The organism is Acidovorax sp. JG5, assembly GCF_017939685.1.
GTDB lineage: Bacteria > Pseudomonadota > Gammaproteobacteria > Burkholderiales > Burkholderiaceae_C > Acidovorax.
The window spans coordinates 75125-96532 of sequence record NZ_JAGKSE010000004.1 but is presented as its reverse complement, the minus strand read 5'-3'; the positions used below and the strand labels follow the sequence as shown (position 1 = coordinate 96532).

Genomic DNA, 21408 nt, shown 5'->3' with positions numbered 1-21408 from the left:
GTCAACGGATCATCCCTACACCGACCGGCTGCGCGCCAGCGGCGGGTTCTTGGCGAAATAGCGTGTGATGCCGCGCATCAGCGCATCCGCCAGTTGCACCTGGTAGGCGGTGCTGCGCAGGCGCGCTTCTTCCTCGGGGTTGCTGATGAAGGCGGTTTCGACCAGCACGCTGGGGATGTCGGGGGCCTTGAGCACGGCAAAGCCGGCCTGCTCCACGCGCGGCTTGTGCAGCTTGCCCACATTGCCGATCTCGCCGAGCAGCACCGTGCCAAGCTTGAGGCTGTCGTTGATCTGCGCGGTGGTGCTCATGTCGAGCAGGGCGCGCTGCACATGCTGGTCTTTTGACTGCACGTTGATGCCGCCCACCAGATCGGCCTGGTTCTCCTTGTTTGCCAGCCAGCGCGCCGCCGTGCTGGAGGCGCCACTTTGACTGAGCGCAAACACGCTGGCGCCGCGCGCGGCGGGTGTGGTGAAGGCGTCGGCATGGATGCTGACAAACAGGTCGGCCTGCACGCGCCGCGCCTTCTCGACGCGGGTGCCCAGCGGCACGAAAAAATCGCCGTCGCGCGTGAGGTAGGCGCGCATGGGGTTGCCGCCCACGGTGGTGGCGTTGATGCGGTCGCGCAGCAGGTGGGCGACGCGCAGCACCACGTCTTTCTCGCGGGTGCCACCGGGGCCGATGGCGCCGGGGTCTTCGCCGCCATGGCCGGGGTCCAGCGCCACGATGATGATGCGGTCGGTTTGGGTGGCTGTGGCCCGGGGGCTGGCCGGGCTGCGTGCGGGGGGCTGTGCCTGTGCCGCGGCGGCGGTGGCGACTGCTGCCGGGGCGGGTACGGCCTGCGGGGCCTCGGGCGGCAGCGCGCGTGTGGCGCGCTGGGCCATCAGCTCGCCCAGCGGGTCTTTGTCGGCGGGTGGCCGGGCGGCCGTGGCCGTTGGCGGCGCGCCCGCCACGGTGCTGGCAGGCGTTGGGGCCACGGTGGGTGAAGGGGGGGCGGTGGTGGTGGCTGTGGGCGCTGTGGGCGCATCACGCAGGCGCTCGGCAATCAGGGCTTCCAGCGGGTCCACGGGCTCGGCGGGGTACAGGTCGAGCACCAGCCGGTGGCCATAGGCGGCCACGGGCGCCAGCGTGAACACCTGGGGCTTGGCGGCCTGTTTGAGATCGATCACCAGGCGCACCACGCCCGGCGTGTTCTGGCCGACGCGGATGCCCGCAATGTTGGGGTCATCGGCCTTGACCTTGGCCACCAGTTCGCGCAGCTCGGGGCTGAGGTCGATGCCTTCGATGTCCACCGCCAGGCGCGGCGGGGTGGTGACAAAAAATGGCTTGGTGGTGAGTTGCCCGTCGGATTCGATGGTGACGCGCGAATACTCGGGCGCCGGCCACACGCGCACCGCCAGAATGGTGGCACCCCGCGCAATCTGCTGCGCGCCCAGCAGCAACACCAGGCTGCCGGCCTGCAGCAGGGTGCGGCGCGAGGGTGCGGACGGCGTTGCGGACGGTGTTGCGTGCCGTGGCTGGTCTGGGGCGGGTGTCATGCGGTCATTCCTTGCAGCAGGCTGCGGCCCAGGGGCGTGTGGGCAAGCAGCGTGACTTGCCTTTCGGTTTCGTCAATTGCTTCAATGTGTATAGCAAGGTCAGCAGACGGGGTAAGCGCTGCAGCCTTCTCGGGCCATTCTGCCAGCTTGAGGCCCGGGCTGGCAAAAATATCCCTGAAACCCGCGTCTTCCCATTCGCGCGGGTCGTCAAAGCGGTAGAAGTCGAAGTGCCACACCGTCGTGGCGTGGGGGGGTAGGCCCGGCGCCTCGTGCGGCTCGACCACGGCATACGTGGGGCTTTTGATGCGGCCCTGCACGCCCAGTGCACGCAGCAGGTGGCGCACCAACGTGGTCTTGCCGGCGCCCAGGTCGCCATGCAGCGTGAGGAAGGCATTGGCCAGCAGGGGCTGTGCGGCCAAGGCGCTGGCAAACGCCGCCGTGTCGTCCTCGCTGTGCCAGGTCAGCACGCGGGCGCTGTCGGCAGGCGCTTGTGGGGCGGAGGTTTCTACAATCCGGCCGATATGTGGTGCAACAGTCAACTCGTTCCTCAAATGCGGGAGTGGGCCCGTGAACTGGGATTTTCCCAAATTGGCGTGGCGGGGGTGGATTTGTCTGCCGCCGAGCCGGGGTTGATGCAGTGGCTGGCCCAAGGGTTCCATGGCGACATGCATTACATGGCTGCGCATGGCCTCAAGCGTGCCCGCCCGGCCGAGCTGGTGCCGGGCACCGTGAGCGTGATTACCGCGCGCATGGATTATTTGCCGCGCGACACTCTTACACCAGCGCCCCAGCAGGCACAAGGCGGTTGGCAGGCCGTCGAGTTTGCCCGCCTTGCGCGCCCGCAAGAGGGCATTGTGTCGGTCTATGCGCGGGGGCGCGACTACCACAAGGTGCTGCGCGCGCGCCTGCAAAAGCTCAGCGACCGCATTGGCGCGGCCGTGGGGCCTTTTGGCCACCGCGTGTTCACCGATTCGGCGCCGGTGCTGGAGGCCGAACTGGCCGCGCGCAGCGGCCAGGGCTGGCGCGGCAAGCACACGCTGGTGCTCAATCGCGAAGCGGGCTCGATGTTTTTCCTGGGCGAGATCTACGTGGACATGGCCCTGCCGCCCAGCGAGCCCGTCACGGCGCACTGCGGCAGTTGCAGCGCCTGCATGGACGTGTGCCCCACGCAGGCCATCATCGCGCTGCACCGGCTGGATGCGCGGCGCTGCATCTCGTACCTGACCATCGAGCACGCCGGGCCGATTCCGCTGGAGCTGCGCCCGCTGATGGGCAACCGCATCTATGGCTGCGACGATTGCCAGCTGATCTGCCCCTGGAACAAGTTTGCGCAGGTCAGCCGCCTGCCGGATTTTGACGAGCGCAAGGGGCTGGCGGGCCAGCAGCTGGTGCACCTGTTTGCCTGGGACGAGGCCACCTTTTTGCGCATGACCGAGGGCGGCCCCATCCGCCGCATCGGGCATGAACGCTGGCTGCGCAACGTCGCGGTGGCGCTGGGCAATGCGCTGCGTGCCACGGGCGATGCCGGGGTGCGCGCGGCGCTGCAGTCCCGCGCCGAGGACGCCAGTGCGCTGGTGCGCGAGCATGTGACGTGGGCGCTTGATTTGGAGTGAAAAGTGGCTCTGGCGCTTTGTATATAAGCGCTGGTAGCTATTTAATTGATAGTGCTTGCGTCGCTGGCGGCAGGCGTCAGCGCAAGAACCCCAGCGCAAAAGGCAGGCTCACCACGCCCAGCAGCGTGGACAGCGTGACCAGCCCCGCCACATACGGCCCGTTGTAGCCCATGCGCGCCGCCAGCACATAGCAGGTGGACGCGGTGGGCAGGGCCGAAAACGCCAGCAGCACGGTGGTCTGCACCGGGTTGAGCGCGAACAGCTGGGCCATGGCAAAGGCGATGAGCGGCTGCACCAGGTGGCGAATCGACAGCACGGCGGTGCTCAGCGTCTTGCTGCGCGTGAGCAGGCCGAACTGCATGCCCGCGCCCGCCGCCATCAGGCCAAGTGCCAGCGAGGCCGCGCTGATGCGGCTTACCGTGGGTTCCAGCCAATCGGGAATGCGAAAGCCCAGCAGGTTGGCCACCAGCCCCGAGGCGGTGGCAACGATCAGGGGGTTGCGCAGCAGTTCGCGCGCAAAGCCGTGCTGGCCGTGGCGCGCCATGGGCCACACGGCGGCCACGTTGAACAGCGGCACGCACACACCGATCAGCACGGCAATCATCAGCAGGCCCTGCGCGCCGGCCAGGCGCTCGGCCAGAGCCAGGCCGATGAAGGAGTTGAAGCGAAACGCCACCTGCGCGCTGGCGGCGTGGTCGCGGGCGTCGATGCGCTTGCCCAGCCAGGGCCAGTGCGGCAGGCTGTAGGCCAGTGCAATGCCGGCCAGGCCCGACAGCACGCCTGCGCTGATCAGGCCCGACGCTGCGCGGATGTCCACCGGGCTTTTCACGATGGACTGGAACAGCAGCACGGGAAACAGCAGGTAGTACACCAGGCTCTCCACGGGCTGCCAGACGGAGCGGTTGAGGGCGGTGTAGCGGCAGACCAGGTAGCCCAAGAGGATGAGGGTGAAGTCGGGGAGGAGGAGTTGGGCGTAATTCACGGGGCCGAGAATACCTGACGGCGCTGCTTTCTGCGGGTTAGCCCCTATGGGGAATCTTTGGACAGGACGGCTGGTGAATGCGCATAACATGGAGGCTTGTAACCCCCCAAAAAGGAGAATCGAATGCACCGTCGTCAATGGCTCGCTCTCACCCTTGCGGCCGCTACGGGCGCCGCCGCGGCCCAGGGCTATCCCACCAAGGTCATCAAGCTGCAGGTGCCGTTTGCACCTGGCGGCACCACCGACATCATCGCCCGCGTCATTGCAGACCCGCTGGGCCGCGCGCTCGGCCAGAGCGTGATCGTGGAAAACAAATCGGGTGGCGGCGGCATCGTGGGCGCCAATGAAACGGCCAAGTCGGCCCCCGATGGCTACACGCTTGGCATTGCCACGGTGTCCACCACGGCAGCCAATCCGGCCATCAACCCCAAGACGCCGTACAACCCGCTGACCGATTTCACGCCCATCATCAACATCGCCGCCACGCCCAACATCATTGCGGTGCATCCCAGCTTCCCGGCCAAGGATTACAAGGCCTTCGTGGCCGAGCTGAAGAAGTCGCCCGGCAAGTACTCGTACTCGTCCTCGGGCACCGGCGGCATTGGCCACCTGCAGATGGAGCTGTACAAGAACCTCTCGGGCACCTTTGTGACGCACATTCCCTACCGGGGCGCAGGCCCCGCCCTGAACGACACCGTGGCCGGCCAGGTGCCCATGATTTTTGACAACCTGCCTTCGGCGCTGCCCTTCATCAAGGAAAGCCGCCTGGTGCCCATCGTGGTGGCAGCATCCCAGCGCGTGCCGTCCCTGCCCAATGTGCCCACTTTCAAGGAGCTGGGCCTGGAGCCGGTGAACCGCATGGCCTACTACGGCATCGTGGGCCCCAAGGGCTTGCCCAAGGACATCGTCGACAAGGTCAACGCCGCCGTGCGCAAGGCCCTGGAAGATCCGGCCGTGAAAAAACGCATTGAAGACACGGGCTCGCTCATTGTGGGCAACACCCCCGACCAGTTTGCCGCGCAGATCAAAGCCGAATACGCGGTCTACAAGGATGTGGTGGCGAAGCAAAAGCTCACGCTGGATTAACTGCACGCCTTGCCACGCCAGCCGCCCGCAATCTGGGCGGCTTTTTTACGTGCTATCGTTTTTAGATGCTTGCTGCCAGTTTGACCGCCATCGATACCTTTGTGGACGCCCTGTGGCTGGAGGACGGCCTGGCACGCAACACGCTGGCCGCCTACCGGCGCGACCTCACGCTGTATGCCACCTGGCTGGCCGGCCAGCAGCCTGGGCTGGCACTGGATGACACGGCCGAGCACCACCTGCAGGCCTACTTTGCCGAGCGCCATGCCCAGACGCGGGCCACGTCGGCCAACCGGCGCCTGACGGTGCTGCGGCGCTACTTTCACTGGGCCCTGCGCGAGGGGCGCATCAGCGCCGATCCCACGGTGCGGCTGCAGGCGGCACGCCAGCCGCTGCGCGTGCCCAAAACCCTGTCTCAGGCACAGGTGGAGGCGCTGCTGAACGCCCCCGATGTGGGCACCCCGTTGGGCCTGCGCGACCGCACCATGCTGGAGCTGATGTATGCCAGCGGGCTGCGGGTGACCGAGCTGGTCACGCTCAAGACCTTTCAGCTTGGCCTGAATGAAGGCGTGCTGCGGGTGATGGGCAAGGGCAGCAAGGAGCGCCTGGTGCCGTTTGGTGAGGAAGCGCGGCTGTGGATCGATCGCTACCTGCACGAATCGCGCGGCGTGATTCTGGGCGGCCAGCAGACCGAGGACCTGTTTGTCACCCAGCGCGGAGCGGGCATGACGCGCGTCATGTTCTGGATGATCGTCAAGAAGTGGGCGGCGGTGGCGGGCATCACTGTGCCCCTGTCGCCGCACACGCTGCGCCATGCCTTTGCCACCCACCTGCTCAACCATGGTGCCGATCTGCGGGTGGTGCAGCTGCTGCTGGGCCATGTGGATATTTCCACCACCACCATCTACACCCATGTGGCGCGCGAACGCCTGAAGGCGCTGCACGCAAGCCACCATCCGCGGGGGTGAGTGGGCCCGGGTTAAGCCTCGCCCAGGCTCTCGGCCCAGGTCAGGGCCTGCAGGTGGGCCCAGTTGACCTGGCGGTTGGACAGGTGCAGCGCCTCTGCTGCCTTGGCAAAGGCCACTTCGTCGCCGCTTTCGCAAGCGCGTGTGAGTTCGAGAAACGGTGCAAATACACCGGTGCCATGCAGCAGTGCGTCCGTCACCGTTTGGGGCAGTGCCACCGATGCCAGGGCTTTTTCCAGCGGCACGCCCAGCATCACATCGAGCAGCGAGAAAACGCCCACCACAAAGGCGTTGTCGCATTCCTCGGGGGGGAGCAGTTCAGCCGCCAGCAATTCCATCAGGCGGCCCCGCACCACCGCAGTGGTTCCCGCCGCTGGCGGGGCGCCGCCGGCCCGCGAGGTGGTCATGAGCAAGGCGGCCCAGCGGAACAGTTTCTTGAGGCCCAGGATCATCACGGCATGGCGGAACGAGGTGACCTCGCACGACAGGCCAAAGCCCGAGGAATTGATGAAGCGCAGCAGGTTGAAAGACAGCGTGGGGTCTTTCTTGAGCAACTCTTCGATCTCGGCCGTGCTGGCTTGTTTGCGCACCAGGTTAATCAACTGGATGATGGTGGCTTGCGACGGGCGGATGGTGGTGGCCTTGACCAGCGCGGGCTTGGCGAACCAGTAGCCCTGGAACAGCTTGACCCCCAGGTCCGCCATCAGCTGGTATTGCTCGTGGGTTTCCACCTTCTCCGCAATCAGCGTGGCCTGGCTGTTGGTGCCGGCAAATTGGACCAGCGGGCTCGCCAGTTCGGGCTTGAAGGCCTGCATGTCGAGCTTGATGAAACCTGCCAGTGGCAACCACGACACATAGCTGCGCTTGAGCACGTTCTGGTCGAACGCCAGCCGGAAACCGCGCGTGCGCAAGGCATCCAGCGTGGCAACCCGGGCCTCAATGTCTTCGACCGTGGCGCCGTCGGCGAGCGGGGGCACTTCCAGCACCACCTTGTCGGGGTGGATGAGTTCCAGGTGGCCGCCTGCCAGGCTTTCATGCGTGCAGTTGATGAAAACCGTCTTCTTGCCCACCAAAGCTTCGGTGCCGGCATACGACAAGGCATTGAACAGCAGGGCGGCATCGCTGGCGGCGGTGTGGGAGTCGGTCGCTGTGGATCGGTCGAACAGCTCGTAGCCATAGACAGTGCGGTTCGCATCCACGATGGCCTGGCGCGCGATGATGGCCAGATTGTCGGCCTCCATGCTCTCGGGGGCCGCGACGCAGGCTTCCGGGGTGTCTGGTTCTGGTGTGCTCGACATGAATTCGCTGTGAAGGGTGTTGGGGGGGGGCTCCGGGTCATTTTAGACCCGTGCCTGCGCACGGGAGCGCTTTGGCGGGATGTGCGGGCATGTCGGGGTTTTCACGCCTTCTCAGTCCGTGATCTGGTCAGCCCAGGCCAGTGCCTGCAGATGGGCGAAGTTGATTTGCTGGCTGGACAGGTGCAGGGTGCCGGCTGCGCGGTCAAACACCGAGTCGTCGCTGGATTCGCAGGCCTCGGCGAGCGTGAGCAGATCACCCAGAAAACCTGTGCGGTGCAGCAGGGCATCCGAAACCTCATCGGGCACGCTCAGCAGGCCGAGCGCCGACGCCATGGGCATGTTCAGCATCACGTCCAGCAGCGAGAAGATGCCCGCCACGAAGGCCAGGTCGGCCTCTTCGGGGGGCAGGGTTTCCAGTGCCAGCAGTTCCATGAGCCGCCCTCGCACCACGGCCGTTTGGCCCACCGATGAAGGCGTGCCACTTGTGCGTGATGTGGTGAGCAGCAGGGCCGCCCAGCGGAAAAGCTTTTTCAGGCCCATGAGCATCACGGCCTGGCGGAAGGATGTGATCTCGCGGTTCAGGCCAAAGCCTGACGAGTTGATGAGCCGCATGAGGTTGAATGCCAGCCCTGCGTCTTTCTTGAACACTTCCTCAATGTCATCGGTGCTGGCCTGCTTGCGCACCAGATTGATGAGCTGGATGATGCTGGCCTGCGCGGCGGGGAGCAGCTTGGCCTCGATGAGCGCGGGGCGGGCGAACCAGTAACCCTGGAACAGCTCGATGCCCTGGCTGGAAACCATGTCGTACTGCTGCGCGGTTTCAACCTTCTCGGCAATGAGTTCGGCCTGCGAGTGGCGGCCGGCATAGTTGATCAGCACGGCCAGCTGGTCGAGGGCGAGCACCGACAGATCGAGCTTGATGTAGTCGGCCAGCGGCAGCCAGGGGGCGTAGGCCGATTCCAGCACCGTGTGGTTGAACGCCAGGTGAAAGCCGCGCTCGCGCAGCGCCGCCAGAATGGGCAGGCGGGCCACCACCTCGGCGCCGGCGGTGTGGCCCAGCGGCGGAATTTCGAGGACAACCTTGTCCGGTTCCACCAATTCGAGGTGCCCGCCCGCCAGGCTTTCATGGGTGCAATTGACGAAGATGAGCTTCTTGCCCACCAGCTCTTCGGTGCCCGCATGGGACAGGGCGGTAAACACCAAAATGACATCGGTGGCGGCCGTGTGCCCAGTGCCGCTGCGAGACCGGTTGAACAGCTCATAGCCCACCACTACGTGCTGGGCGTTCACGATCGCCTGCCGCGCAATCATGGCGACGGACGATTGGCTTTGGGGCGGTGGGGGCGAGGAGGCGCTGCTGTCAGGGTGTGTGGGCATGAATGGGGGGTCTATTTTCGGCGTGCCAAAAAGCCATGACGGCATGGATTGATTGTAGAAAAATCGGGCAGTGCGGGTGTCAGATCGTGAACCAGTGCTCAGCATCAGCCCTGCTGCAGCCACCGCAATTCGGCTTCGGTAAAACCCGCGCTGCGGCGGGCGGCTTCGTTGAACGGGGGCTTGAGCCGCGGTGCATCGTACTGGCGCACCAGCTGGCCGTACAGGGTTTCGGGGTCCAGCCCCTGGCGCGCGCACAGCCAGCGGTACCAGTGGTTGCCAATGGCCACATGGCCCACCTCGTCGTGCAGGATGGTGTCGAGAATGGCGGCCGCCGCAAGCGCATCGGGCGTGCCCACCTGGCGCAGCTTGCGCTGTATTTGCGGCGTGGCGTCCAGCCCGCGCGCTTCCATGGTGCGCGGCACCAGGGCCATGCGGGCCACGATGTCGTGCTGCGTTTTCTCGCACATGGTCCACAGGCCCTGGTGGGCAGGGAAGTCGCCGTAGTCATGCCCCTGGCGGCGCAGATGCTCGCGCAGCAGCCCAAAGTGCTGGGCCTCTTCGGCCGCTACGCGCAGCCAGTCGAGGTAATAGGCCTGCGGCATGCCATCAAAGCGCCAGACTGCATCCAGGGCCAGGTTGATGGCGTTGAACTCGATGTGCGCAATGGCATGGATGAGAACGGCGCGCCCTTCGGCGGTGGCCGGGGAGCGGCGGGCGACCTCGGTGTGGCGCAGCAGGGTGGGTCGCTCGGGGTGGCCGGGCAGGGCGCCAACATCCGCCGGTGCTGTGGGGGCTTGTTCTGCTATTGAAAGCGTAGCTGCTTGCGCATGAAGATCAAGCGCTGCAGCCGTTTTTTGTTCCGGGTCTGTGAGGCACAAGACCTGCAGTGCACGTTGGCGAAGCTCCATCCTTACAATTCTAGGCCCTGCGTGGGGTTGGGCTGAAGGCCAGAGCATCGGCGTTGTAACCAACAGGCAGATCCCTTTTTTACGGAGTGTGGTGCATGGCGATTTACGAACTCGATGGCGCGGCCCCGCGCGTGGCGGTATCGGCCTGGGTGGCCGACAGCGCGCAGGTGATTGGCAATGTGGCGCTGGGCGAGGATGCCAGCGTGTGGTTTGGCACCGTGGTGCGCGGCGATACGGAGGCCATCACCATCGGCGCGGGCAGCAACATCCAGGACGCCAGCGTGCTGCATGCCGACTTCGGCAAGCCGCTGGTGGTGGGTGAGCGCGTGACCGTGGGCCACCAGGTCATGCTGCACGGCTGCACCATTGGCGACGAGACGCTGATCGGCATCGGCGCCATCGTGCTCAATGGCGCCAAAATCGGCAAGAACTGTCTGGTGGGCGCCGGCGCGCTGGTGACCGAGGGCAAGGAGTTTCCGGATGGCTCCATGATCATCGGCAGCCCCGCCAAGGCCGTGCGCGAACTGACCCCCGAGCAGATCGAAGGCCTGCGCCAGAGCGCGCAGCACTACATCGACAACGCGCGCCGCTTCCAATCCGGCCTGCGCAAAATCGGCTGAACGCCGCTACGGCCCCTTATTTCTTCTGGAACCCCTGCGTGTCTGAACTCCACAAGTTTCTTTTCGATGGCATGCCCGTGCGCGGCATGCTCGTGCGCCTGACAGAGGCCTGGACCGACATCCTGCACCGCCGCGCCAGCAACACCACCACCGGCCCCTATCCCGCGCCCGTGCGCGAGCTGCTGGGTGAAATGGCGGCGGCCGGCGTGCTGATGCAGTCCAACATCAAGTTCAACGGCGCGCTGGTGCTGCAGGTGTTTGGCGACGGCCCGGTCAAGCTGGCGGTGGCCGAGGTGCAGTCTGACCTGAGCCTGCGCGCCACCGCCACGGTGAACGGCCCCGTGGCCGACGATGCGCGCCTGAGCCAGATGCTCAATGTGGCCGGCGGCGGGCGCTGCGCCATCACGCTCGACCCCAAGGACCGGCACCCGGGCCAGCAGCCCTACCAGGGCGTGGTGCCGCTGCATGGCGACCACCACGAAAAGCTGGAGCGCCTGTCGGACGTGCTGCAGCACTACATGCTGCAATCCGAGCAGCTTGACACCGTGCTGGTGCTGGCCGCCAACGACACCGTGGCGGCCGGCCTGCTGATCCAGCGCATGCCCCTCAAGGGCGAGGGCAACCTGGCTGGGGGTCTGACGCACCGCGAAAACGAAGACCAGATCGGCCGGAACGAGGACTACAACCGCATTGCCCACCTGGCATCGAGCCTGACCCGCGAAGAGTTGCTGACCCTGGATGTGGACACCATCCTGCGCCGCCTCTTCTGGGAAGAAAAACTGCTGCGGTTCGAGCCGCAGGTGGGTGCCACCGGCCCGCACTTTGCCTGCAGCTGCAACCGCGAGCGCGTGGGCAACATGTTGCGCAGCCTGGGCCGGGACGAGATCGAAAGCATCCTGGCCGAGCGCGATGACGTCGAGGTGGGTTGCGAGTTCTGTGGCCAGCAATACCGCTTTGACGCGGTGGATGCGGCGCAGATTTTTGTCTCGCCCACTGTCAGCCAGCCGCCGGTGCCCCCTGTCATCCAGTAAGCCGGCCGACCCGGCTGGCCGCGCCCCGGCCGGTGAGGGCGCTGAACAGGCGATGCTCGCATTCGGGGTCGCTGCATTTCTCGCAATCCCAGGCGCGCAGGCGCAGGGGTTTTTGCTCCAGCAGGTCGCAAGCGCTTGCCGGTAATGCGGGTTTAGCTATTGATTCAATAGCTTTCAAGGCGTTTGCGATCCGTTTGGCGCCTTGGCCGTACACCACCAGATAGCGCACGCCGGCATGTGCCAGCATGGTGCGCAGTTGTGTGTCAAAGGCCTCGCGCCGGGCTTGTTCGGGCGCGGGGCAGGGCGTATCCAGCCCCATCAGCAAGGTGGTGGCGGCGCGGTGCAGGGTGTCGCGGATTTCGGTGGGCAGCTGCGTGGCGTTTGTCACTGCAGTCACTGCAGTCACTGCAGTCACGGCAATCACCTGCGCCGTCATCGCGAAGTTTTCTAGCCGTCGGTTGATGGCTTCGGCCAGCTCGGGGGCGCCGGTGCCGGGCGCTCCCAGCAGGGCAATGGTCTGCTGCGCAGGCACGGTGGGGAGCGTGGGTAGATGGGTAGAGGCCAGGCCCGGCGGGTCAGCGGGGCGTGTATTGCACGTAAACCTCGTTGGGCTTGACCATGCCCAGCTCGCTGCGTGCCTTTTCTTCCACCATGTCCAGCCCCTCCTTGAGGTCGTGCACCTCGGAGTTCAGGCGCTCGTTGGCCTGGCGGGCCTGGTCGTTGGCCGCCGTTTGCGCGGCCAGCTGGCGCTGCATTTCCTGCACGCGGGGAATACTGCCCCGGCCCAGCCAGAGCTGGGCGTGCAGGGCTGCCAGCAAAGCCAGCAGGACAACGGGCACAAGACGGGACACCATGGCCTAAATGGTACGGCTGCGCCCGCAAGACGCAAGCGCGTTTTGCGTTCCACCCAGCCGCTGGCGCGCCACCCCACGCCGCCAGGCAGGCGTGAGGAAAGCGCAGCGAAGCCAGGTGGATGACGGCATGGCTCAGCGCAGGTTGTAGAACGCGGCGCGGCCCGGATAGTGGGCAATTTCGCCCAGGTCTTCCTCGATGCGCAGCAGCTGGTTGTACTTGGCGATGCGGTCCGAGCGCGACAGCGAGCCGGTCTTGATCTGGCCGGCATTGGTGCCCACGGCGATGTCGGCAATGGTGCTGTCTTCGGTTTCGCCCGAGCGGTGCGAGATCACGGCGGTGTAGCCGGCGCGCTTGGCCATCTCGATGGCGGCGAAGGTTTCGGTCAGCGTGCCGATCTGGTTGATCTTGATGAGGATCGAGTTGGCGATGCCCTTGTCGATGCCTTCTTTCAGGATCTTGGTGTTGGTCACGAACAGGTCGTCGCCCACCAGCTGCACGTTGTGGCCCAGGCGCTCGGTCAGGATCTTCCAGCCGTCCCAGTCGCCTTCGTGCATGCCGTCTTCAATGCTGATGATGGGGTACTTGTCGCACCACGATGCCAGCATGTCGGTCCATTGCTGGGCGGTGAGTTGGAGGCCGCCTTCGCCTTCGAGCACATACATGCCATCCTTGTAGAACTCGCTGGCCGCGCAGTCGAGGCCCAGGGCGATCTGCTCGCCTGCCGTGTAGCCAGCGGCTTCGATGGCCTGCAGGATCAGCTGGATGGCGGCTTCGTGGTTTTCGACGCTGGGCGCAAAACCGCCTTCGTCACCCACGGCGGTGCTCATGCCCTTGTCGTGGATGATTTTTTTCAGCGCGTGGAACACCTCGGCGCCCCAGCGCACGGCTTCGCGAAAGCTTGGCGCGCCCACGGGGATGATCATGAATTCCTGCAGATCGAGGCTGTTGTTGGCATGCGCGCCGCCATTGATCACGTTCATCATCGGCACGGGCAACTGCACGCTGCCCATGCCGCCCAGGTAGCGGTACAGGGGCAGGCCCGATTCTTCGGCCGCGGCGCGGGCCACGGCCATCGACACGGCCAGCATGGCGTTGGCGCCCAGGCGGCTCTTGTTGTCGGTGCCGTCGAGGTCGATCAGGGTCTTGTCCAGAAAGCCCTGCTCGGAGGCATCGAGGCCCAGCACGGCTTCACTGATTTCGGTGTTGATGTGCTCCACGGCCTTGAGCACGCCTTTGCCCAGGTAGCGGCTCTTGTCGCCGTCGCGCAGCTCGATGGCTTCGCGCGAGCCGGTGGAGGCGCCCGAGGGCACGGCCGCGCGGCCCATCACGCCCGATTCAAGCAGCACGTCGCATTCAACGGTGGGGTTGCCGCGGCTGTCCAGCACTTCACGGCCTACGATGTCAACAATCGCACTCATGGTTTTCCTTTGGTGGGAAGTTTTAAATTTTTCAAGCCATTTTGGCCTGTAGCGCTTATGGAATAAGCGCTGTTAGCTATCAAAAATATACTGCGAATCAGGCGCTGAAGCTGTTTTCCAGGAACCCGCTTTGCTTGGTGACGTCATCGAGCGCCACCAGCGTTTCGAGCAGGGCCCGCATGTGCTTGAGCGGCACGGCGTTCGGCCCGTCCGACCAGGCCTCGGCGGGCCGGGGGTGGGTTTCCATGAACAGGCCCGCCACGCCGACGGCCACGCCGGCACGGGCCAGCACCGGCACCATGTCGCGGGCGCCGCCGCTCACGGCACCCAGGCCACCGGGCTTTTGCACCGAGTGGGTCACGTCGAACACCACGGGTGCGCCAGAGTTGCGCATCTCGGCCAGGCTGGTCATGTCGGCCACGAGGTTGTTGTAGCCAAAGCTCACTCCGCGCTCGCAGGCCAGGAAGCGGTCTTCCGACAGGCCGACTTCGGCCGCTGCAGCGCGGGCCTTGTCGATGACGTTCTTCATGTCCCAGGGCGCCAGAAATTGGCCCTTCTTGATGTTCACCGGTTTGCCGGACTGCGCCACGGCGCGGATGAAGTCGGTCTGGCGGCACAGAAAGGCGGGGGTTTGCAGCACATCGACCACGCTGGCCACTTCGGCGACCTGGGATGCGTCGTGCACGTCGGTCAGGATGGGCAGCTGCAGCTGGCGGCGCACCTCGTCCAGGATCTTCAGGCCCGCATCCAGCCCCACGCCACGCTGGCTGGTGCCAGAAGAGCGGTTGGCCTTGTCGAACGAGCCCTTGTAGATCAGGGGAATGCCCAAAGCGGTGCAGGCTTCCTTGAGTTGGCCCGCGACGTCCAGCGACATCTGCAGGCCTTCAATGGAGCAGGTGCCCGCGATCAGGAAGAAGCGCTGGTCGAGGCCAACGTTGAATCCGCACAGCTGCATGGTGGGGTCCTCTTATGCGTTTTTCGCGGCTTGCTGGTGCTCGACCGCTGCCTTGATGAAGGCGTTGAAGAGCGGGTGGCCGTTCCAGGGCGTGGACTTGAACTCGGGGTGGAACTGCACGCCGATGAACCAGGGGTGCACGCTTTGCGGCAGCTCGACAATTTCGGTCAGGTGCTCGCGCTGCGTCAGCGCCGAAATCACCAGGCCTGCCTTGCGCAGCTGGTCCAGGTAGTTCACGTTGGCTTCGTAGCGGTGGCGGTGGCGCTCGGTCACCACATCGCCATAGATGCTGTGCGCCAGCGTGTCGGCCGCCACATCCGAGCTTTGCGCGCCCAGGCGCATGGTGCCGCCCAGATCCGAGTTTTCATCGCGCTTTTTGATGGTGCCGTCCGCATCCTTCCACTCGGTGATCAGGGCGATCACGGGGTGGGGCGTGGCGGGGTTGAACTCGGTGCTGTTGGCGTGGGCCAGGCCCGCCACATGGCGGGCGTATTCAATGGTGGCCACCTGCATCCCGAGGCAGATGCCCAGGTAGGGCACTTTTTGCTCGCGGGCGAACTGGGCCGTGGCGATCTTGCCTTCCACACCACGCTGGCCGAAGCCGCCGGGCACCAGGATGGCGTCGTACTTGGCGAGCTTGGCGGCGGCGTCGGCACCCTCGATGGTTTCGGAGTCGACATGGTCGATCTTCACGCGCACATGGTTGCGCATGCCGGCGTGGCGCAGGGCCTCGTTGACCGACTTGTAGCTGTCGGACAGGTCCACATACTTGCCCACCATGGCGATGGTGACCTCGCCTTGAGGGTGCTCGGTCTCAAACACCAGGTCGTCCCAGCGCTTGAGGCTGGTGGGCGGGGTGTTCAGGCGCAGCTTGTCGCAGATCAGGCCGTCCAGGCCCTGTTCGTGCAGCATGCGGGGCACCTTGTAGATGGTGTCCACGTCCCACATGCTGATCACGCCCCATTCGGGCACGTTGGTGAACAGCGAGATCTTGGCGCGCTCTTCATCCGGAATGCGGCGGTCTGCGCGGCACAGCAGGGCGTCGGCCTGGATGCCGATTTCGCGCAGTTTTTGCACGGTGTGCTGGGTGGGCTTGGTCTTGAGCTCGCCCGCTGCCGCAATCCAGGGCAGGTAGGTCAGGTGCACAAAGGCCGTGTTGTTGGGGCCCATGCGCAGGCTCATCTGGCGCACGGCTTCGAGGAACGGCAGCGATTCGATGTCGCCCACGGTGCCGCCGATTTCGACGATGGCTACATCCACGGCATCGGGTGTGCCCACGCCGGCGCCGCGTTGGATGAATTCCTGGATCTCGTTGGTGACATGGGGGATGACCTGCACGGTCTTGCCCAGGTAGTCGCCGCGGCGCTCTTTCTCCAGCACGGACTGGTAGATTTTGCCCGTGGTGAAGTTGTTGGTTTTCTTCATGCGCGTTTCGATGAAACGCTCGTAGTGGCCCAGATCCAGGTCGGTCTCTGCGCCGTCGTCGGTCACGAAAACCTCGCCGTGCTGGAACGGCGACATGGTGCCCGGATCTACGTTGATGTAGGGGTCAAGCTTGATGAGGGTGACTTTGAGTCCCCGCGATTCGAGGATCGCGGCAAGGGAGGCTGAGGCGATTCCCTTACCGAGGGAAGACACCACACCGCCGGTGACGAAGACAAATTTGGTCATGTCTTTTTTGGTGGTGGGAAATTGGGATTATAGATGGCCCCCCGCAAGTGCCCTGTCTGGCAGGGCTTTCTTCGTCTGCTAAATTCGCGCCCATGAATGAGCTTGCTGGCAAACACATTGTTCTGGGTCTGAGCGGAGGCGTGGCTTGCTACAAGGCGGCCGATCTGTGCCGCCAGCTCATCAAGGAGGGCGCCACCGTGCAGGTGGTGATGACCGAGGCGGCCGCGCAGTTCATCACGCCAGTCACCATGCAGGCGCTGTCGGGCCGGCCGGTGCATGGCTCGCAATGGGATGCGCGCGAGCCCAACAACATGCCCCACATCAACCTGAGCCGCGAGGCCGACGCCATTCTGATCGCGCCCTGCAGCGCCGACTTTGTGGCGCGGCTGGCGCAGGGGCGGGCCGATGAGCTGCTCAGCCTGCTGTGCCTGGCGCGGCCACAAGAGCGCGTGCCCTTGCTGCTGGCGCCCGCCATGAACCGCGAGATGTGGGCCCACCCGGCCACGCAGCGCAACCTGGCCCAGGTGGCTCAGGATGGCGCTGTGGTGCTGGGCGTGGGCAACGGCGACCAGGCCTGCGGCGAGACGGGCGACGGGCGCATGCTCGAACCTCTGGAGTTGCTGGAAGAGCTGGTGGCTTTTTTTGCGCCCAAGCTGCTGTCCGGCCGCAAGGTGTTGATCACGGCCGGCCCGACCTTCGAGGCCATCGACCCGGTGCGCGGCATCACCAATCTGTCCAGCGGCAAGATGGGTTTTTCCATAGCGCGCGCAGCCCGCGAGGCCGGCGCCGAGGTCACCCTGGTGGCCGGGCCGGTGCATTTGCCAACGCCGCGTGGCGTGCACCGCGTGGATGTGAAATCGGCACAGGAAATGCTTGCAGCCGTTGACCAGCGTGCGCAGATAGCTTCCATTTTTATAGCAACAGCGGCGGTGGCCGATTGGCGGCCCGCCGCGCCGTCCACCCAGAAGATCAAGAAGGATGGCTCGGGCCAGACGCCGGTAATGGGCTTTGTCGAAAACCCCGACATCCTTGCCACCGTGGCCCAGTCGCCGCATGCGCTGGTGGGCGATTTGTTCTGTGTAGGTTTCGCGGCCGAAAGCCACGATCTGCTGCAGCACGCCACGGCCAAGCGCCAGCGCAAGGGCGTGCCCTTGCTGGTGGGCAATATTGGCCCCGCCACCTTCGGGCAGGACGACAACGCACTGTTGCTGGTCGATGCGCAGGGGCATCGCGAGCTGCCCAGGGCCTCCAAGCGCGTGCTGGCCCGCCAGCTGATTGCCGAGATCGCGGCGCGGTTGCCGCGTCAACACGACTGACCAAGGCATTTCAAGAGCCGCCGCATGTTCCATCAGGCGCGGCCCGAGTGCGGCACGCCGCCCGATGGCGATTTCGCGCGCTATGCAGCGCATTGAGAAAGCAAAAAGTGAAGATTGACGTGAAGATTCTTGATCCGCGCATGGCGGATCAGTTGCCGACCTATGCCACGCCGGGCAGTGCGGGCCTGGACCTGCGGGCCTGCATCGATGCGCCCTTGGTGCTGGCGCCCAACGCCTGGCACCTGGTGCCCACGGGCATTGCCGTGTTCATCAAAGACCCAGGCTATGCTGCGCTCATCCTGCCGCGCTCGGGTCTGGGACACAAGCACGGCATCGTGCTGGGCAATCTGGTGGGCCTGATCGACAGCGATTACCAGGGGCAGCTCATGGTCAGTGCCTGGAATCGCAGCACCGTGCCTTTCACGCTGGAGCCCCTGGAGCGACTGGCCCAGTTGGTGATCGTTCCGGTGGTGCAGGCGCAGTTCAATGTGGTGACCGAGTTCGAGGCCACCGAGCGTGGCGAGGGCGGCTACGGCTCCACGGGCAAGGGGTAGGCGGCGGCACCGGGGACGGCACCGGGCTTGGGGGCGGGTTTCTGCGCTAACGTGTCGGCGCGTTCCTACAAAGCGACGCGCCCGGTGCCGACCTGTGCGTTCGTGCTTCGCCGTCCAGGGGAGCCTCGGGCCCGTGCTTCAATTGATTCATTCGGCGGTGCAGTGAGCGACTGCGCCATGGCACCGCACCCACTGAAATATTGAAGGAGAACTGATATGCGCCAGATCACACGTTCCGCCACCCTGGTGGGCTCTGTCCTTTTGCTGGGAGCGCTGGCAGCCTGCGCGCCGCAGCAGCCCTACCCCTCGCAATACCCAACCCAGTCCCCAACCCAGTCCCCAGCGCAATATCCGTCGGGCGGATATTCCTCCGGCGGCTACCAAAGCAATGCGCCGGCCTATTCGAACCAGCCCATGGGCACCGAATACGGCCGCGTTGCCAATATCGAGGTGCTGCAGGGTGCGCGCAGCCAGGGGCAGACCACTGGCGCAGGTGCCGTGCTCGGCGCCGTGGTGGGTGGCGTGCTGGGCAACCAGGTGGGTGGAGGCTCGGGCCGCACTGCGGCCACTGCGGTCGGCGTGATCGGTGGCGCGTTGGCGGGTAACGCCATTGAAGGGCGCAACAACACCGGCGGCGGCGAGGTGCAGGGGTACCGCATCTCGATCCAGCTCGACCAGGGCGGCTACCGTTCCTACGACGTGAGCAATCCGGGCGATCTGCGCCCAGGCGACCGGGTGCGTCTGTACAACGGTCAGATTTCCCGTCAGTAACCCGATCGTGCCAATGGGTGGCCTGCAAGGGCCGCCCTTTCAATGCAGCAGCGAGTTGCCGGGTGCCTGGGGTTGAATGCGAAAGAAACCGGTGCCGGCCGTGCCTTTGCCAATCTCGTCTTCGGTGGCTTCGCGCACGCCCTGCACTGTCAGTTGCAGCCGCAGGGCAATGCCGGCCAGCGGATGGTTTCCGTCCAGCACCAGGTGCTCGGGATAGATTTCCGTGACGGTGTAAAGCCCGCTGCGGGGCGCCGAGGGGTTGACACCTTCGGGCAGCGCGCTGCCATCGAACGTCATGCCTTCCTCGATTTCCGCAGGGAAGAGGTTGCGCGGTTCCAGAAACAGCAATTGGTCGTTGAAGTCGCCAAAGGCATCCTCGGGCTCAAGGTGCAGCGCCAGCGTGGCGCCCGGGCCGTGGCCTTGCAGGGCTTCCTCGATGCGGTGCAGCAGATCGTCGCCGCCCACCAGGAATTCCACCGGGTCGTCGAGCACGTCCAGTTCTTCGCCAAGGGTGTCTTTCAGGGTCCAGGTCAGTGCGACCACACATTGTTGGGTAATTTCCATAGGAGAATTGTCGCAGTTTGATCAATGGCCCTGTCATGGGGCGGACAGGTTTTCATGGATATCCAGCAACCCCTCACCCTGCTCGGCGGCCTGACCCCTGCGCAGTTCATGCGCCGGCACTGGCAGAAAAAGCCCTTGCTGGTGCGCCAGGCCATCCCCCGGTTCACGCCGCCCGTGTCGCGCGCCGGGCTGTTTGCGCTGGCTGCCCAGGAGGGCGTGGAATCCCGGCTGGTGCAGCAGGTCAAGGATGCCTGGAAGCTGCGCCATGGCCCCTTTTCGCGCCGGGCCTTGCCGGCCCTGCAGCAGCCCGACTGGACCTTGCTGGTGCAGGGTGTTGATCTGCACAACGACCAGGTGCACGCCATCCTGCAGCAATTCCGGTTTGTTCCAGAGGCGCGGCTCGATGATCTGATGATCAGCTATGCCAGTGATGGTGGCGGTGTGGGCCCGCATTTTGATAGCTACGACGTATTTTTGCTGCAGGCCCATGGCCGCCGCCGCTGGCGCATCGGTCGGCAAAAAGACCTGAGCTTGCGGGACGATATTCCGCTGAAGGTGCTGGCGCAGTTCGAGCCCGAGGAAGAGTTCGTGCTGGAGCCCGGTGACATGCTGTACCTGCCGCCCCGCTACGCCCACGATGGCGTGGCCGAAGGGGAATGCATGACCTATTCGATCGGGTTCCGGGCACCGGCGCGCGCCGAGCTGGCGCAGGAACTCCTGGTGCGGGTGGCAGAGGATGCGGGCGAGGACGATGCGCCCGTTCGCTACCGTGACGCGGGCCAGGACGCCGTGGAGCAGCCCGCAGCCATCCCGGAGCGGCTGCACGACTTTGCCCGTGAGGCATTGCAACGCGCATTGAGCGAGCCGCTGGTGCTGGAGCGGGCGCTGGGTGAATACCTGACCGAGCCCAAGCCCAGCGTGTGGTTTGAGCCCCATGGCGCGGGCGTGATGCTGGAGGGGGTGGAACTCGATCGACGCACCCGCATGATGTACGACGCACACCATGTCTTCATCAATGGCGAAAGCTACCGCGCGGCAGGCCGCGATGCGACGCTGATGCGGCGCCTGGCGGATGAGCGCCGGTTGCGCAGCCGCGACCTGGCGCGTGCAAGCGATGATGCCCTGGAGTTGCTGTCTGCCTGGTGCGACGCTGGCTGGGCCCATTCCCGCAAGGATTCCCAGGAAACCCCATGACCGATGCGCCACCCGCAGCGCAACCGCTGCCCGACTTGCCTTCTGGTCGGTTCAGTGGCCGGGAGGCGTTCATGCAGCTGGTGCGCGATGGCCTGGCCACGGCGGCCCGCGATGGCTGGTCGGAAATTGTGGTGAGTGACGTCAATTTCCATGACTGGCCGCTGGGCGAACTTGCCGTGATCGAGTCGTTGCAGCAGTGGGCGCACAGTGGCCGGCGATTCACCATGCTGGCTTGCACGTTTGATGAAGTCATTCGGCGGCACGCGCGCTTTGTTCGATGGCGCAGCACATGGGATCACATCATCACCTGCCGGCGCAGTCCGTCGGCAGACCCGCTGGACCTTCTCAGTGCTTTGTGGTCACCCGCCTGGGTGCTGCACCGCCTTGATCCCTTGCGTTGCGTGGGGGTTTCCGGCGTTGAGCCGGAGCGGCGCGTTTTGCTGCGGGAATCGCTCAATGAATGGTTGCGAAGCAAAAGTTCACCGGGTTTTCCGTCAACCACTTTGGGGTTGTAACGTTGATAGTGCTTAATGCATGAAAAATGAAATGCGGTGTGTGCGACAAGTCAGCGTTAGTCGGGATTGACGAAACCCCAATATAATTGCTGACTGCGCTGAAACGCATGCAAATGCATTCCGCCAACGCGTCAATGGCCTCAGAAGCCGGTCGTGGTGGCAATTCCGGTTTTTTGTCTGTC

General features: G+C 65.1%; 22 protein-coding genes. 10 read left to right on the top strand and 12 right to left on the bottom strand.

From position 1 onward, the window contains the following. Positions 1–15: 15 nt before the first annotated feature. Positions 16–1536 (bottom strand): N-acetylmuramoyl-L-alanine amidase, encoded by a 1521-nt coding sequence (locus tag J8G26_RS06270; RefSeq protein ID WP_210568311.1) that lies wholly within the window; start codon positions 1534–1536, stop codon positions 16–18. Further along, the gene (tsaE, locus tag J8G26_RS06265; protein ID WP_210568310.1) at positions 1533–2075 is read right to left on the bottom strand and encodes a tRNA (adenosine(37)-N6)-threonylcarbamoyltransferase complex ATPase subunit type 1 TsaE; all 543 of its coding nucleotides are present in this window, start codon (positions 2073–2075) and stop codon (positions 1533–1535) included. Before tsaE ends, J8G26_RS06270 begins: the two co-directional genes overlap by 4 nt. 12 nt (positions 2076–2087) lie before the next feature. On the opposite strand from tsaE, the gene queG reads away from it, so the two are divergent. Then, on the top strand, positions 2088–3149 hold the full coding sequence (queG, locus tag J8G26_RS06260) for a tRNA epoxyqueuosine(34) reductase QueG (RefSeq protein ID WP_210568476.1): 1062 nt from the start codon (positions 2088–2090) through the stop codon (positions 3147–3149). A 76-nt stretch (positions 3150–3225) separates the two neighbouring features. Here the strand turns inward: queG and J8G26_RS06255 are convergent, their stop codons facing one another. Then, positions 3226–4131, bottom strand: a complete 906-nt coding sequence (locus J8G26_RS06255) for an AEC family transporter (RefSeq protein ID WP_210568309.1) — start codon at positions 4129–4131, stop codon at positions 3226–3228. A 123-nt stretch (positions 4132–4254) separates the two neighbouring features. On the opposite strand from J8G26_RS06255, the gene J8G26_RS06250 reads away from it, so the two are divergent. Both J8G26_RS06250 and xerD read left to right on the top strand, forming a co-directional pair. Then, positions 4255–5217: a tripartite tricarboxylate transporter substrate binding protein BugE gene (locus tag J8G26_RS06250; protein WP_087744544.1), complete on the top strand. Its 963-nt coding sequence runs from the start codon at positions 4255–4257 to the stop codon at positions 5215–5217. Between the two features lie 65 nt (positions 5218–5282). Further along, the gene (gene xerD / locus J8G26_RS06245; protein WP_087744546.1) at positions 5283–6182 is read left to right on the top strand and encodes a site-specific tyrosine recombinase XerD; all 900 of its coding nucleotides are present in this window, start codon (positions 5283–5285) and stop codon (positions 6180–6182) included. Positions 6183–6193: 11 nt separating this feature from the next. Here the strand turns inward: xerD and J8G26_RS06240 are convergent, their stop codons facing one another. The 3 genes from J8G26_RS06240 to J8G26_RS06230 form a co-directional block, all read right to left on the bottom strand. Next, complete coding sequence (locus tag J8G26_RS06240; protein ID WP_087744548.1) at positions 6194–7477, bottom strand: HDOD domain-containing protein; 1284 nt, start codon at positions 7475–7477, stop codon at positions 6194–6196. A gap of 111 nt (positions 7478–7588) precedes the next feature. Then, complete coding sequence (locus tag J8G26_RS06235) at positions 7589–8788, bottom strand: HDOD domain-containing protein (protein WP_232476540.1); 1200 nt, start codon at positions 8786–8788, stop codon at positions 7589–7591. Positions 8789–8958: 170 nt separating this feature from the next. After that, complete coding sequence (locus J8G26_RS06230; RefSeq protein WP_210568308.1) at positions 8959–9762, bottom strand: ferritin-like domain-containing protein; 804 nt, start codon at positions 9760–9762, stop codon at positions 8959–8961. 95 nt (positions 9763–9857) lie between these two features. On the opposite strand from J8G26_RS06230, the gene J8G26_RS06225 reads away from it, so the two are divergent. Continuing rightward, positions 9858–10382 (top strand): gamma carbonic anhydrase family protein, encoded by a 525-nt coding sequence (locus tag J8G26_RS06225; protein WP_087744554.1) that lies wholly within the window; start codon positions 9858–9860, stop codon positions 10380–10382. Between the two features lie 38 nt (positions 10383–10420). Next, the gene (locus J8G26_RS06220) at positions 10421–11413 is read left to right on the top strand and encodes an Hsp33 family molecular chaperone HslO (RefSeq protein ID WP_087744556.1); all 993 of its coding nucleotides are present in this window, start codon (positions 10421–10423) and stop codon (positions 11411–11413) included. On the opposite strand, the gene J8G26_RS06215 is transcribed toward J8G26_RS06220, so the two are convergent. From J8G26_RS06215 to J8G26_RS06195, 5 genes are all read right to left on the bottom strand, one after another. Continuing rightward, entirely contained in the window at positions 11403–11945 is a 543-nt protein-coding gene (locus J8G26_RS06215; protein ID WP_087744558.1) for a hypothetical protein, read from the bottom strand. The two genes, J8G26_RS06220 and J8G26_RS06215, sit on opposite strands and share 11 nt — an antisense overlap. Positions 11946–11988: 43 nt before the next feature. After that, positions 11989–12267: a septum formation initiator family protein gene (locus J8G26_RS06210; RefSeq protein ID WP_087744560.1), complete on the bottom strand. Its 279-nt coding sequence runs from the start codon at positions 12265–12267 to the stop codon at positions 11989–11991. Between the two features lie 132 nt (positions 12268–12399). Further along, positions 12400–13686, bottom strand: a complete 1287-nt coding sequence (gene eno, locus J8G26_RS06205) for a phosphopyruvate hydratase (protein WP_210568307.1) — start codon at positions 13684–13686, stop codon at positions 12400–12402. Positions 13687–13783: 97 nt separating this feature from the next. Next, the gene (gene kdsA, locus J8G26_RS06200) at positions 13784–14641 is read right to left on the bottom strand and encodes a 3-deoxy-8-phosphooctulonate synthase (RefSeq protein WP_087744564.1); all 858 of its coding nucleotides are present in this window, start codon (positions 14639–14641) and stop codon (positions 13784–13786) included. A gap of 12 nt (positions 14642–14653) precedes the next feature. After that, complete coding sequence (locus J8G26_RS06195; RefSeq protein ID WP_210568306.1) at positions 14654–16312, bottom strand: CTP synthase; 1659 nt, start codon at positions 16310–16312, stop codon at positions 14654–14656. Positions 16313–16404: 92 nt separating this feature from the next. Between J8G26_RS06195 and coaBC the strand changes: the two genes are divergently transcribed. The 3 genes from coaBC (at position 16405) to J8G26_RS06180 (ending at position 18953) form a co-directional block, all read left to right on the top strand. Continuing rightward, positions 16405–17628: a bifunctional phosphopantothenoylcysteine decarboxylase/phosphopantothenate--cysteine ligase CoaBC gene (gene coaBC, locus J8G26_RS06190; protein ID WP_087744568.1), complete on the top strand. Its 1224-nt coding sequence runs from the start codon at positions 16405–16407 to the stop codon at positions 17626–17628. 107 nt (positions 17629–17735) lie between these two features. Further along, the gene (dut, locus tag J8G26_RS06185; RefSeq protein WP_210568305.1) at positions 17736–18182 is read left to right on the top strand and encodes a dUTP diphosphatase; all 447 of its coding nucleotides are present in this window, start codon (positions 17736–17738) and stop codon (positions 18180–18182) included. 216 nt (positions 18183–18398) lie between these two features. Continuing rightward, complete coding sequence (locus J8G26_RS06180) at positions 18399–18953, top strand: glycine zipper 2TM domain-containing protein (protein ID WP_210568304.1); 555 nt, start codon at positions 18399–18401, stop codon at positions 18951–18953. A 39-nt stretch (positions 18954–18992) separates the two neighbouring features. Here J8G26_RS06180 and J8G26_RS06175 read toward each other — a convergent pair whose 3' ends face one another. After that, positions 18993–19517 carry a peptidylprolyl isomerase gene (locus J8G26_RS06175; protein ID WP_210568303.1) on the bottom strand — a complete coding sequence of 175 codons (525 nt, stop codon included), beginning with the start codon at positions 19515–19517 and terminating at the stop codon, positions 18993–18995. Between the two features lie 54 nt (positions 19518–19571). Between J8G26_RS06175 and J8G26_RS06170 the strand changes: the two genes are divergently transcribed. Next, a complete protein-coding gene (locus J8G26_RS06170) occupies positions 19572–20711 on the top strand; it encodes a cupin domain-containing protein (protein ID WP_210568302.1) in 1140 nt (379 codons plus the stop codon). Next, positions 20708–21226, top strand: a complete 519-nt coding sequence (locus J8G26_RS06165; RefSeq protein WP_210568301.1) for a hypothetical protein — start codon at positions 20708–20710, stop codon at positions 21224–21226. Before J8G26_RS06170 ends, J8G26_RS06165 begins: the two co-directional genes overlap by 4 nt. Positions 21227–21408: the final 182 nt, after the last annotated feature.

What these genes read in the sequence shown, in the direction of transcription:
- J8G26_RS06270 (WP_210568311.1), bottom strand. Translation starts at nt 1,536, where the DNA reads ATGACACCCGCCCCAGACCAGCCACGGCACGCAACACCGTCCGCAACG.
- queG (WP_210568476.1), top strand. Translation starts at nt 2,088, where the DNA reads ATGCGGGAGTGGGCCCGTGAACTGGGATTTTCCCAAATTGGCGTGGCG.
- J8G26_RS06250 (WP_087744544.1), top strand. Translation starts at nt 4,255, where the DNA reads ATGCACCGTCGTCAATGGCTCGCTCTCACCCTTGCGGCCGCTACGGGC.
- xerD (WP_087744546.1), top strand. Translation starts at nt 5,283, where the DNA reads ATGCTTGCTGCCAGTTTGACCGCCATCGATACCTTTGTGGACGCCCTG.
- J8G26_RS06240 (WP_087744548.1), bottom strand. Translation starts at nt 7,477, where the DNA reads ATGTCGAGCACACCAGAACCAGACACCCCGGAAGCCTGCGTCGCGGCC.
- J8G26_RS06235 (WP_232476540.1), bottom strand. Translation starts at nt 8,788, where the DNA reads ATGATTGCGCGGCAGGCGATCGTGAACGCCCAGCACGTAGTGGTGGGC.
- J8G26_RS06230 (WP_210568308.1), bottom strand. Translation starts at nt 9,762, where the DNA reads ATGGAGCTTCGCCAACGTGCACTGCAGGTCTTGTGCCTCACAGACCCG.
- J8G26_RS06225 (WP_087744554.1), top strand. Translation starts at nt 9,858, where the DNA reads ATGGCGATTTACGAACTCGATGGCGCGGCCCCGCGCGTGGCGGTATCG.
- J8G26_RS06210 (WP_087744560.1), bottom strand. Translation starts at nt 12,267, where the DNA reads ATGGTGTCCCGTCTTGTGCCCGTTGTCCTGCTGGCTTTGCTGGCAGCC.
- eno (WP_210568307.1), bottom strand. Translation starts at nt 13,686, where the DNA reads ATGAGTGCGATTGTTGACATCGTAGGCCGTGAAGTGCTGGACAGCCGC.
- kdsA (WP_087744564.1), bottom strand. Translation starts at nt 14,641, where the DNA reads ATGCAGCTGTGCGGATTCAACGTTGGCCTCGACCAGCGCTTCTTCCTG.
- J8G26_RS06195 (WP_210568306.1), bottom strand. Translation starts at nt 16,312, where the DNA reads ATGACCAAATTTGTCTTCGTCACCGGCGGTGTGGTGTCTTCCCTCGGT.
- coaBC (WP_087744568.1), top strand. Translation starts at nt 16,405, where the DNA reads ATGAATGAGCTTGCTGGCAAACACATTGTTCTGGGTCTGAGCGGAGGC.
- J8G26_RS06180 (WP_210568304.1), top strand. Translation starts at nt 18,399, where the DNA reads ATGCGCCAGATCACACGTTCCGCCACCCTGGTGGGCTCTGTCCTTTTG.
- J8G26_RS06175 (WP_210568303.1), bottom strand. Translation starts at nt 19,517, where the DNA reads ATGGAAATTACCCAACAATGTGTGGTCGCACTGACCTGGACCCTGAAA.
- J8G26_RS06170 (WP_210568302.1), top strand. Translation starts at nt 19,572, where the DNA reads ATGGATATCCAGCAACCCCTCACCCTGCTCGGCGGCCTGACCCCTGCG.
- J8G26_RS06165 (WP_210568301.1), top strand. Translation starts at nt 20,708, where the DNA reads ATGACCGATGCGCCACCCGCAGCGCAACCGCTGCCCGACTTGCCTTCT.